Raw genomic sequence first — 10,605 nt, 5'->3', positions numbered from 1 at the left:
GATCCGACCCCGAGCCCGGCTACCCCCGATTCAGGCTGTTCAGGCAGAATCCCCCCCATACCCTTCCAGGATCTGCCCATGCGCGTTCTGCTGCTTTCCTCCCTGCTGCTCACCGTCACTGCCTGCACCTGGGTGCCGATCGAACCGGCCGGCAAGGCGACCCGCGTGCTGCCGGCAGGCCCGGTTCCGGCCGGCTGCATCGCCAAGGGCGAGGTGGTGGTCACCGTGAAGAGCAAGGTCGGCTTCTACAACCGCAACCCGCTGCGCGTGCAGGAAGAGCTGGAAACCCTGGCCCGCAACGAGGCCCCGAGTGCCGGCGCCAACGCCGTGCAGGCCGCAGCGGCCCCCGCCGACGGCAGCCAGCGCTTCGCCGCGTTCCAGTGCCCGCCGCGCTGAACGCTTCACCATACGGGCAAGGCTGAATTCGTAAAGATGCGGTGAAAGCCCGGGAGTTATAGAATAGCGCCCCCTTTTGCCTGAGCCTTGGCGCTAACCTCGATGCTCTTCAAGAATGTCTCGATCGCCGGCCTGGCACACGTCGACGCGCCGCATACGCTGACGACCAAGGAAATCAACGAGCGGCTGCAGCCGACGCTGGACCGCCTGGGTATCCGCACCGACGTGCTCGGCGACATCGCCGGCATCCACGCGCGCCGCCTGTGGGACAACGGCGTGCTGGCCTCCGATGCGGCCACCATGGCCGGGCGCAAGGCACTGGAAGACGCGGGCATCACCGCGACCCAGGTCGGCCTGCTGGTCAACACCTCGGTCAGCCGCGATTACCTGGAGCCGTCCACGGCGTCGATCGTCTCGGGCAACCTTGGCGTCAGCGACGAGTGCATGACCTTCGACGTTGCCAATGCCTGCCTGGCCTTCATCAACGGCATGGATATCGCCGCGCGCATGATCGAGCGCGGCGACATCGACTACGCGCTGGTGGTGGATGGCGAAACCGCCAACCTGGTGTACGAGAAGACCCTGGAGCGCATGACCGCCCCGGACGTCACCGCCGACGACTTCCGCAACGAACTGGCCGCGCTGACCACCGGTTCGGGCGCCGCCGCGATGGTGATGGCGCGCTCGGAGCTGGTGCCGGACGCCCCGCGCTACAAGGGCGGCGTGACCCGCTCGGCCACCGAGTGGAACCAGCTGTGCCTGGGCAACCTGGACCGCATGGTCACCGATACCCGCCTGCTGCTGATCGAAGGCATCAAGCTGGCCCAGAAGACCTTCACCGCCGCCAAGATCGCCTTGGGCTGGGCCGTGGAAGAGCTGGACCAGTTCGTGATCCACCAGGTCAGCCAGCCGCACACCGCTGCGTTCATCAAGAACTTCGGCATCGACCCGAAGAAGGTCATGACCATCTTCGGCGAGCACGGCAACATCGGTCCGGCCTCGGTACCGATCGTGCTGAGCAAGCTCAAGCAGCTGGGCAAGCTGAAGAAGGGCGATCGCATCGCGCTTCTGGGCATCGGCTCGGGCCTGAACTGCTCGATGGCTGAAGTGGTCTGGTAAGCAGCCCGCTGCCCGACCTCCTGTAGAGCCGAGCCATGCTCGGCTCACGCGCGCAGCGCGGCTCTTCCGCAGCGGACCGGAGAGCAGCCGAACATCGGCTCGGCTCTATACCGCGCCGCGATTCTCCCTAGGTGCTCCGCATGCGCGATCTTCCCGGTTACCCCGCCCACCCGCAGCGTTTCGACGTGCGCCCCGGCCTGTCGATGAACTATCTCGACGAAGGCCCGCGCGACGGCGAAGTGGTGGTGATGGTGCACGGCAATCCGTCGTGGAGCTACTACTGGCGCACGCTGGTGGCCGGCCTGTCGGACAAGTACCGCTGCATCGTGCCGGACCACATCGGCATGGGCCTGTCGGACAAGCCGGACGACAGCCGCTACGAATACACCCTGCAGTCGCGCGTGGACGACCTCGATGCGCTGCTGAAGCACCTGGGCATCACCGGCCCGGTGACCCTGGCCGTGCACGACTGGGGCGGCATGATCGGTTTCGGCTGGGCGCTGTCGCACCATGACCAGGTGAAGCGCCTGGTGGTGCTCAACACGGCTGCGTTCCCGATGCCGGCGGCGAAGAAGATGCCGTGGCAGATCGCGCTGGGCCGCCACTGGAAGATCGGTGAGTGGATCATCCGCACCTTCAACGCGTTCTCATCCGGCGCATCGTGGCTGGGCGTGGAACGGAAGATGCCGGCCGATGTGCGCCGTGCCTATGTGTCGCCGTACAACAGCTACGCCAACCGCATCAGCACCATCCGCTTCATGCAGGACATCCCGCTGTCACCGGCCGACAAGGCCTGGTCGCTGCTGGAGCGCGCCGGCAAGGCGCTGCCGTCGTTCGCCGACCGCCCGGCCTTCCTCGGCTGGGGCCTGCGCGATTTCGTGTTCGACCATCATTTCCTGAAGGGCTTCCAGGCCGCGCTGCCGCTGGCCCAGGTGCATGCCTTCGAGGATGCCGGCCATTACGTGCTGGAAGACAAGCACGACGTGCTGGTGCCGGAAATCCGCGCGTTCCTCGACAACAACCCGATCTGATCGGTTCCCGGGTCGGATCCTGGTAGTGCCGGCCGCTGGCCGGCAACGTCATGAACCCGGCGCGCATAGCGCGCTTGCCGGCCAGCGGCCGGCACTACCACTACGCGGCCACCGGTGCCTGCGGTGGTGAGGACGGGCTGTTGCCGTTGTCGTCCGGATGGCCGTCATCGTTCCCGGCCTCGTCGCGCCAGCGCCAGTCGGCCAGCGTCAGCGGATCCAGGCCATAGGCGATGCGCGCCTTGTCGCACTGCGGGCTGGCCTTGCCGTACTCCCACGACGCATCCACCTCGCGGCACACGCTGGGCCGGTTGGGGTGGATGGTGCAGCGTGAATACACGCCGATCTGCGCATCCAGCGCCACGCAGCGCACCGGCTTGGAGTGGGTGCCGCGCATGCACAGGCGATGCGGGTCGAGCACCTCGGTGAGCTGGTGCGGCACGCCGCCGGGGGTGACCTCGTCCGATTCCATCCAGTGGAAGGCCACGCGGTATTGGGTGCAGCAGGCGCCGCAGGTCATGCAGGGATGTTGCATGGGCAAGCCGCCTCGGGCGGCAGTCGGAATCAGGAACGAGGGTGCGGATTTTCCACGAAGTGGGCCGCCGCGCAAGAAATTCCGTAAGCGGCGACAATGAACGGATGAACGGACCCTGCAACATTGCGGCCCGCCTGCCTGAACTGGCTCGCGAACGCCCCGACCAGATCGCCATCCGCTGCCCCGGCCGTCGCGGTGCCGGCAATGGCATGGCGGCCTATGACGTGACCCTGGACTACCGCCAGCTGGACGCGCGCAGCGATGCCATGGCGGCCGGCCTGGCCGGCTACGGCATCGGCCGCGGCGTGCGCACGGTGGTGATGGTGCGGCCGTCGCCGGAGTTCTTCCTGCTGATGTTCGCGCTGTTCAAGCTGGGCGCGGTGCCGGTGCTGGTCGACCCGGGCATCGACAGGCGCGCGCTGAAGCAGTGCCTGGACGAGGCGCAGCCGGAGGCCTTCATCGGTATCCCGCTGGCGCATGTGGCGCGGCTGGCGCTGCGCTGGGCGCCTTCGGCCACCCGCCTGGTCACTGTCGGCCGCCGCCTCGGCTGGGGCGGAACCACCCTGGCCGCACTCGAGCGCGCAGGCGCCAATGGTGGGCCGATGCTGGCCGGCACCGATGGCGAGGACATGGCGGCGATCCTGTTCACCAGCGGCTCCACCGGCGTGCCCAAGGGCGTGGTCTACCGTCACCGCCACTTCGTCGGCCAGATCCAGCTGCTGGGCAGCGCGTTCGGCATGGAAGCCGGTGGGGTGGACCTGCCGACCTTCCCGCCGTTTGCGCTGTTCGATCCGGCCCTGGGCTTGACCTCGGTGATCCCGGACATGGACCCGACGCGGCCGGCACAGGCCGATCCGGCGCGCCTGCACGACGCTATCCAGCGCTTCGGCGTGACCCAGCTGTTCGGTTCACCGGCCCTCATGCGCGTGCTGGCCAGGCATGGCCGCCCGCTGCCGACCGTGACCCGGGTGACGTCGGCCGGTGCGCCGGTGCCGCCGGACGTGGTTGCCACCATCCGCCGCCTGTTGCCGGCCGATGCGCAGTTCTGGACCCCGTATGGCGCCACCGAGTGCCTGCCGGTGGCCGTGGTTGAAGGCCGCGAGCTGGAGCGCACCCGCGCCGCCACCGAGGCCGGCGCCGGCACCTGCGTGGGCAGCGTGGTGGAGCCGAACGAGGTGCGCATCATCGCCATCGATGATGCCCCGCTGCCGGACTGGGGGCAGGCACGCGTGCTGGCCACCGGCGAGGTGGGCGAGATCACCGTGGCCGGGCCGACCACCACCGACAGCTATTTCAACCGCCCGCAGGCGACCGCGGCAGCGAAGATCAGCGAAACCCTGGCCGATGGCAGCATCCGCATCGTGCACCGCATGGGCGACGTGGGGTACTTCGATGCACAGGGCCGCCTGTGGTTCTGCGGGCGCAAGACGCAGCGCGTGGAAACCGCACGCGGGCCGCTGTACACCGAGCAGGTCGAGCCGGTGTTCAACACCGTCGCCGGCGTGGCGCGCAGCGCGCTGGTCGGTGTTGGCGCCGCAGGTGCGCAGGTGCCGGTGCTGTGCGTGGAACTGCAGCGTGGCCAGTCCGACAGCCCGGCACTGCAGGAAGCACTGCGCGCTCACGCAGCAGCCCGCGTGCCTGAGGCCGGCCTGCAGCACTTCCTGGTGCATCCGGCCTTCCCGGTCGATATCCGTCACAACGCCAAGATCGGCCGCGAGAAGCTCGCCGTCTGGGCCAGCGCCGAACTGGAGAAGCGCGCATGAAGATCCTGGTCACTGGTGGGGGTGGTTTCCTTGGCCAGGCGCTGTGCCGCGGGCTGGTCGAACGCGGCCACCAGGTGCTGGCGTTCAACCGCAGCCACTACCCGGAACTACAGGCGATGGGCGTGGGCCAGATCCGTGGCGACCTGGCCGATGCGCAGGCGGTGCTGCATGCGGTGGCTGGCGTCGATGCGGTGTTCCACAACGGCGCCAAGGCTGGCGCCTGGGGCAGCTATGACAGCTACCACCAGGCCAACGTGGTCGGCACCGACAACGTCATCGCCGCGTGCCGCGCGCATGGCATCAGCCGGCTGGTCTACACCTCCACGCCCAGCGTGACCCACCGTGCCACCCATCCGGTGGAAGGCCTCGGCGCCGACGAGGTGCCGTATGGCGAGGATTTCCAGGCGCCGTATGCGGCGACCAAGGCGATTGCCGAGCAACGCGTGCTGGCCGCCAACGATGCGACGCTGGCGACGGTAGCGCTGCGCCCGCGCCTGATCTGGGGGCCGGGCGACCAGCAGCTGGTGCCGCGCCTGGCCGAGCGTGCACGGCAGGGTCGCCTGCGCCTGGTGGGCGATGGCAACAACAAGGTCGATACCACCTACATCGACAACGCCGCGCTGGCGCACTTCCTCGCCTTCGAAGCCCTGGCACCGGGCGCGGCCTGCGCCGGCAAGGCGTACTTCATCTCCAACGGCGAACCGCTGCCGATGCGCGAGCTGGTCAACAAGCTGCTGGCCGCCGTGGGGGCGCCGACGGTGGACAAGGCGATCAGCTTCAGGACCGCCTATCGCATCGGTGCGGTCTGCGAGCGGCTGTGGCCGTTGCTGCGCCTGCGTGGCGAACCGCCGTTGACCCGTTTCCTGGCCGAGCAGCTGTGTACGCCGCACTGGTACAGCATGGAGCCGGCACGTCGCGATTTCGGCTACGTGCCGCAGGTCAGCATCGAAGAAGGGCTGCGCAGGCTGAAGGCTTCATCTGCCGCATAGATCGCCATCACCGGTTGCACACCGCCAGATCGGGAGGATGGACCCACGCCATCCAACGGCCCGGACATCTGCGAGGAGCGCCATGCTGCATTACGCCGTCATTTTCTTTGTCATCGCCATCATCGCCGCCGTGCTCGGTTTCTCCGGCATTGCCGGTGCCGCCAGCAACATCGCCTGGATCCTGTTTGTTGTGTTCCTGGTACTGGCGGTGATCTCGATGTTCCGCAAGCGCGGGTAGAAGACCGCAGGGTAGTGCCGGCCGCTGGCCGGCACTGTTTTCTCCGGTGGGTGCCGCCCGTTGGTCGGCACGCCCTTCGTCGAGCATGGCTCGACGCTACAGAAGCTGCCTGTCTGCCCCATGGCGCTCCAGCGCAAGTTCAATCAGCCGCGTGATCAGGCTGGTGTAGTCCACGCCGCTGGCACCCCACAACTTCGGGTACATGCTGATGCGGGTGAAGCCCGGCAGCGTGTTGACCTCGTTGATGACGATCTCGCCGTCTGCGGTGAGGAACACATCCACGCGCGCCATGCCGGCACACTCCAGCGCCTGGTAGGCCTGCAGCGCGATCTGCTGGATGCGCGCCTGGGTGGCAGCGTCGATGGCCGCCGGTACCACCACGTCGGCACCGCCATCGTTGATGTACTTGGTGTCGTACGCATAGAACTCGTCGTGCACCACCACCTCGCCGCACAGGCTGGCCTGCGGTCGCGCGTTGCCCAGCACCGCGCACTCGATCTCGCGGCCGACCACCGCCGACTCCACCAGTACCTTGTGGTCATAGCGCAACGCCAGTTCCAGCGCCTCGGCAAAGCCGGCCGCCTCCTTGACCTTGCTTACGCCGACCGATGAACCCTGGTTGGCCGGCTTCACGAACAGGGGCAGGCCAAGCTGGGCGATCACCGCCTCGACATCGACAGCCGCCGCCTGATGGCGACGGATGCACAGCCACGGCGCTACCTGCAGTCCGGCATCGCGCAGCAGGCGCTTGGTCACGTCCTTGTCCATCGCCACCGCCGAGCCCAGCACCGGCGAACCCACGAAGGGCAGGTTGGCCATGCGCAGCAGGCCCTGTAGCGCACCGTCCTCGCCCAGCGGTCCATGCACGATCGGCAGCACCACGTCGATCTGGCCCAGCACGCTGGCCGCATCGGACGGCTGCTGCTGCAGCTGCGCCTGCTCCGTGCCGGGAAGGACCGCCAGCGACTGCCCGGAACGATGCAGCGCGATGCGCGACGGATCATCGGCATTGAGCAGGAAGGTGTCCGGCTGGCTCAGATGCCACTGGCCCTGCTTGTCGATGCCGACCAGCACCGGCTCGAAGCGCTCGCGGTCGAGGGCATCGAGGATGTTCTTCGCCGACTGCAGCGAAACTTCGTGCTCGGAGGACCTGCCCCCGAAGATGATGCCGACCCGGGTCCGTGCCATGGTGTTGCGATGTCCTGTGCGTTGCGTGGCCGTAAAGCATGAACCTTCCGCTGCCACCCAGGTGAGGCACAGATGAACCGGATATCCATCCACGCATGGCGTGGATCTACCGTGTCGACCAAGGTCGACACCCACCCACACCAGCAGGAACCTGTCGAAGGCGGGGTGGGTCCGGTTGCGGGGGTGTCCGCGGCATGGATGCCGCGGCCAAGCCCCCAAGGGTGAGGGCGCTTCGCTTGCGAAGCACTGCTTCGCAAGCGCCCGAACGCACAGCCGCCAGCGGCTGGGCCGGACCCCGGAGGGGGGTTTACGGCGTCCCCCGCAACCGGACCCACCCCGCCAACCCACGGAATGCCCGCTGTTGCTGTCGCTTCGGCTATTGCCGTTGTCGTTGCCTCTGCGGGTGCCGGGCGGCAGCCCGGCCCAAGCCCCCCACCCACGCAGGTAGAATGCGCACATGGCTCTCTCCCTGCTCAAGTCCCTCAAGCCGGTCGCCGGCCGCGCCCTGCAGATCGCCCTGAACCGCGCCCTCGCGCTGGATCCGGATACCCGCCATGCGCTGGCCAGCCTCGACGGCCGGCATATCGACCTGACCCTGGAAGCGCCTTCGCTGGCGATGCGCATCAGCGTCGAGGGCGATCAGCTGCGGGTTGGCCCGGTCGACACGCAGGAAGCCGATCTGGCAGTGCGCAGCAGCCTGGCCGGCGTGCTGGCGCAGTTGCCACTGCTGGCCAACGCGCGCCGCGCCGACAGCACCGGCAAGGGCCGCGTGCGCGTAGCCGGCGACGCCGAATTGGCGCGCCGCCTGCAGCAGCTGGCCAAGGGCTTCGATCCGGACTGGCAGCAGCCGTTCGTCAGCGTATTCGGCGAGGTGCTGGGCGTGCAGGTCGCCAACACCCTGCGCAGCGCGCTGCAGCACGCACGCCAGGGCGCGATCGACCTGGCCCACAGCGCAGCCGAATTCATCACCGAGGAATCGCGTGATGTGGTGCCGCGTGCCGAGCTGGATGCCTTCCATGACGACGTGGACGTGCTGCGCGATGACGTCGAGCGCCTGGGCGCGCGCGTCCAGCGCCTGCGGGGTGCCGCATGAAGGCCGTGCTGCGGGCCAGCCGCATCGGCCGGGTGATCCTGCGTTACCGCCTCGACGATCTGCTGCAGGACACGCCGGCCGAGCGCTGGCTGCGCCTGGCCAAGCCGTTCGTGCCGCGCGCTTCGGCCGATATTGCCGCACAATCGCGCGGCGCTCGCCTGCGCCTGGCGTTGCAGGACCTGGGCCCGATCTTCGTCAAGTTCGGCCAGATCCTGTCGACCCGCCGCGACCTGGTACCGCCGGACGTGGCCAACGAGCTGACCCTGCTGCAGGACCGGGTCAAGCCGTTCGATGGCGATACCGCGCGCCGCATCGTCGAGGAAGCACTCGGCCTGCCGGTGAGCGAGGCGTTTGCCAGCTTCGACACCGAACCGCTGGCTTCGGCCTCGATCGCGCAGGTGCACGCAGCGACGCTCGCCGACGGCCGCCAGGTGGTGGTCAAGGTGCTGCGCCCAGGCATCGAGAAGCAGATCGACGCCGACATCGCCCTGCTCAACTCGCTGGCCGCGCTGGTCGAGCGCACCCATCCACGTGCCGACAAGATCCGCCCGCGTGAAGTGGTGGCCGAAGTCGAGAACACCCTGGCTGCCGAACTGGACCTGCAGCGCGAAGGCGCCAATGCCAGCGTGCTGCGCCGCTTCTGGGAAAACAGCGACGATCTGTACGTACCGGAAGTGATCTGGAGCCACACCGCCGAGCGTGCGCTGACCCTGGAACGCGTATGGGGCATTCCGTCCGATGACATCGCCGCGCTGGACAAGGCCGGCATCGACCGCAAGGCGCTGGCCGCCAAGGGCGTGCGGGTGTTCTACACCCAGGTATTCCGCGACAATTTCTTCCATGCCGATGCGCACGCCGGCAACATCTGGGTCGATACCGATCCGGCGCGCCGTGCCAACCCGCGCTTCATCGCGCTGGACTTCGGCATCATGGGCCAGCTCTCGCAGGAAGATCAGTACTACCTGGCCGAGAACTTCATGGCCATCTTCAACCGCGATTACCGCCGCATCGCCGAACTGCACGTGCAGGCACGCTGGATGCCGGACCACGTGCGCATCGATGATCTGGAAGCGGCCGTGCGTTCGGTGTGCGAACCCTACTTCACCCGCCCGCTGTCGCAGATTTCGCTGGCCGAAGTGCTGATGAAGCTGTTCCGCGTGGCCCAGCGCTACCAGCTGACCCTGCAGCCGCAGCTGATCCTGCTGCAGAAGACCCTGCTGAACATCGAAGGTGTCGGCCGCCAGCTCGATCCGCAGATCGACATCTGGGCAGTGGCCAAGCCGGTGCTGGCGAAGATCCTGCGCGAGCGCTACAGCCCGCGCCGGGTGGTGCGCGAGATCGGCAAGCGCCTGCCGGAAATCATGACCCATGCGCCGGACATGCCGCGCCTGGTACACGCCTGGCTGACCCAGCAGGTGGAAGGCCGCCATGAACTGGCGATGCGCTCGCGCGATCTGGTGGCGCTCGATGCCAGCCTGCAGCGCCTGCAGAAACGCGCGGTGGGTGCGATCACCGGCGTTGGCCTGCTGGCCATCGCGGCGCTGATGTACGTGCTGCAACCGCCGGGCTGGTACTGGGGCGACGTGCCGGCGTGGAGCTGGCTGTCCGGGGCGCTCGGCGCAGTGGCGCTGCTGCGCGCGTGGTGGAAGTAGGCCCCATGCTGCAGGCACTCAAGGACGAACTGGCCCGCTTCGGCGCCGACAACGACGCACGCGAAAGCGAGCGTGGCCGCCGCATGCTCAATATCACGCGCGACACCGGTGAATTCCTGTCGGTGCTGGTGCGCTTCGGCAACACTCGTCGGGTGCTGGAAATCGGTACCTCCAACGGCTACTCCACGCTCTGGCTGGCCGAAGCCGCCGCCGCCATCAACGGCCACGTGACTACGCTGGAGTGCGCCGAAGAAAAGGTGGCGATGGCGCAAGCGACGTTCGCGCGCAGTGGCCTGGCAGGGCGCATCACGCTGGTCCACGCCGATGCCGGGCAGTGGCTTGCGCAGGCCGCCGAGGCCAGCCTCGATCTGCTGTTCCTCGATTCGGACCGCGAACAGTACGCCGGCTGGTGGCCGCAGTTGCGGCGCGTGCTGCGGCCCGGTGGCCTGCTGGTGGTGGACAACGCGATCTCGCACGCCGCGCAGATGGAACCGCTGCGCGCCCTGTTGGCTGCCGACGAGGCGTTCAGCACCAGCCTGGTGCCGGTGGGCAATGGCGAGTTGCTGGCGGTGCGCAACGCCTGACTGCCGTGCCGCCCCGCTTG

11 protein-coding genes are annotated in these 10,605 nt (G+C 68.1%); 9 read left to right on the top strand and 2 right to left on the bottom strand.

All coding sequences use genetic code 11. From position 1 onward, the window contains the following. Positions 1-78: 78 nt before the first annotated feature. The 3 genes from N7590_RS20975 to N7590_RS20965 all read left to right on the top strand — a co-directional run bounded on the left by N7590_RS20975 (position 79) and on the right by N7590_RS20965 (position 2,546). Entirely contained in the window at positions 79-396 is a 318-nt protein-coding gene (locus N7590_RS20975) for a DUF4156 domain-containing protein (protein ID WP_005407628.1), read from the top strand. Positions 397-498: 102 nt separating this feature from the next. Further along, positions 499-1,515 carry a 3-oxoacyl-ACP synthase III gene (locus N7590_RS20970; RefSeq protein WP_004153587.1) on the top strand — a complete coding sequence of 339 codons (1,017 nt, stop codon included), beginning with the start codon at positions 499-501 and terminating at the stop codon, positions 1,513-1,515. A 140-nt stretch (positions 1,516-1,655) separates the two neighbouring features. Then, on the top strand, positions 1,656-2,546 hold the full coding sequence (locus tag N7590_RS20965; protein WP_164242446.1) for an alpha/beta fold hydrolase: 891 nt from the start codon (positions 1,656-1,658) through the stop codon (positions 2,544-2,546). A 100-nt stretch (positions 2,547-2,646) separates the two neighbouring features. Here N7590_RS20965 and N7590_RS20960 read toward each other — a convergent pair whose 3' ends face one another. Beyond that, entirely contained in the window at positions 2,647-3,078 is a 432-nt protein-coding gene (locus tag N7590_RS20960; protein ID WP_049458121.1) for a YkgJ family cysteine cluster protein, read from the bottom strand. Positions 3,079-3,182: 104 nt separating this feature from the next. On the opposite strand from N7590_RS20960, the gene oleC reads away from it, so the two are divergent. The 3 genes from oleC (at position 3,183) to N7590_RS20945 (ending at position 6,068) form a co-directional block, all read left to right on the top strand. Next, entirely contained in the window at positions 3,183-4,841 is a 1,659-nt protein-coding gene (oleC, locus tag N7590_RS20955) for an olefin beta-lactone synthetase (protein WP_053448486.1), read from the top strand. Continuing rightward, a complete protein-coding gene (gene oleD / locus N7590_RS20950; RefSeq protein ID WP_049458119.1) occupies positions 4,838-5,830 on the top strand; it encodes a 2-alkyl-3-oxoalkanoate reductase in 993 nt (330 codons plus the stop codon). The genes oleC and oleD overlap by 4 nt, the downstream gene beginning before the upstream one ends. Positions 5,831-5,912: 82 nt before the next feature. After that, the gene (locus N7590_RS20945; protein WP_004153593.1) at positions 5,913-6,068 is read left to right on the top strand and encodes a DUF1328 domain-containing protein; all 156 of its coding nucleotides are present in this window, start codon (positions 5,913-5,915) and stop codon (positions 6,066-6,068) included. A 96-nt stretch (positions 6,069-6,164) separates the two neighbouring features. Here the strand turns inward: N7590_RS20945 and ddlA are convergent, their stop codons facing one another. Next, complete coding sequence (gene ddlA / locus N7590_RS20940) at positions 6,165-7,256, bottom strand: D-alanine--D-alanine ligase (protein ID WP_164242445.1); 1,092 nt, start codon at positions 7,254-7,256, stop codon at positions 6,165-6,167. A gap of 457 nt (positions 7,257-7,713) precedes the next feature. On the opposite strand from ddlA, the gene N7590_RS20935 reads away from it, so the two are divergent. The 3 genes from N7590_RS20935 to N7590_RS20925 are packed head-to-tail and all read left to right on the top strand — an operon-like array spanning position 7,714 to position 10,585. Further along, positions 7,714-8,349: an SCP2 sterol-binding domain-containing protein gene (locus tag N7590_RS20935; protein WP_004153599.1), complete on the top strand. Its 636-nt coding sequence runs from the start codon at positions 7,714-7,716 to the stop codon at positions 8,347-8,349. Continuing rightward, positions 8,346-10,001 carry a ubiquinone biosynthesis regulatory protein kinase UbiB gene (gene ubiB, locus N7590_RS20930; protein WP_279935861.1) on the top strand — a complete coding sequence of 552 codons (1,656 nt, stop codon included), beginning with the start codon at positions 8,346-8,348 and terminating at the stop codon, positions 9,999-10,001. The genes N7590_RS20935 and ubiB overlap by 4 nt, the downstream gene beginning before the upstream one ends. Positions 10,002-10,006: 5 nt before the next feature. After that, positions 10,007-10,585, top strand: a complete 579-nt coding sequence (locus tag N7590_RS20925) for an O-methyltransferase (protein WP_164242899.1) — start codon at positions 10,007-10,009, stop codon at positions 10,583-10,585. Positions 10,586-10,605 lie beyond the last annotated feature (20 nt).

Origin of the sequence: Stenotrophomonas sp. GD04024, from assembly GCF_029837545.1 — a bacterium.
GTDB classification, from domain to species: Bacteria; Pseudomonadota; Gammaproteobacteria; order Xanthomonadales; family Xanthomonadaceae; genus Stenotrophomonas; species Stenotrophomonas forensis.
This window is presented reverse-complemented; position numbering and strand designations above follow the sequence as displayed.

What these genes read in the sequence shown, in the direction of transcription:
- N7590_RS20975 (WP_005407628.1), top strand. Translation starts at nt 79, where the DNA reads ATGCGCGTTCTGCTGCTTTCCTCCCTGCTGCTCACCGTCACTGCCTGC.
- N7590_RS20970 (WP_004153587.1), top strand. Translation starts at nt 499, where the DNA reads ATGCTCTTCAAGAATGTCTCGATCGCCGGCCTGGCACACGTCGACGCG.
- N7590_RS20965 (WP_164242446.1), top strand. Translation starts at nt 1,656, where the DNA reads ATGCGCGATCTTCCCGGTTACCCCGCCCACCCGCAGCGTTTCGACGTG.
- N7590_RS20960 (WP_049458121.1), bottom strand. Translation starts at nt 3,078, where the DNA reads ATGCAACATCCCTGCATGACCTGCGGCGCCTGCTGCACCCAATACCGC.
- oleC (WP_053448486.1), top strand. Translation starts at nt 3,183, where the DNA reads ATGAACGGACCCTGCAACATTGCGGCCCGCCTGCCTGAACTGGCTCGC.
- oleD (WP_049458119.1), top strand. Translation starts at nt 4,838, where the DNA reads ATGAAGATCCTGGTCACTGGTGGGGGTGGTTTCCTTGGCCAGGCGCTG.
- N7590_RS20945 (WP_004153593.1), top strand. Translation starts at nt 5,913, where the DNA reads ATGCTGCATTACGCCGTCATTTTCTTTGTCATCGCCATCATCGCCGCC.
- ddlA (WP_164242445.1), bottom strand. Translation starts at nt 7,256, where the DNA reads ATGGCACGGACCCGGGTCGGCATCATCTTCGGGGGCAGGTCCTCCGAG.
- N7590_RS20935 (WP_004153599.1), top strand. Translation starts at nt 7,714, where the DNA reads ATGGCTCTCTCCCTGCTCAAGTCCCTCAAGCCGGTCGCCGGCCGCGCC.
- ubiB (WP_279935861.1), top strand. Translation starts at nt 8,346, where the DNA reads ATGAAGGCCGTGCTGCGGGCCAGCCGCATCGGCCGGGTGATCCTGCGT.
- N7590_RS20925 (WP_164242899.1), top strand. Translation starts at nt 10,007, where the DNA reads ATGCTGCAGGCACTCAAGGACGAACTGGCCCGCTTCGGCGCCGACAAC.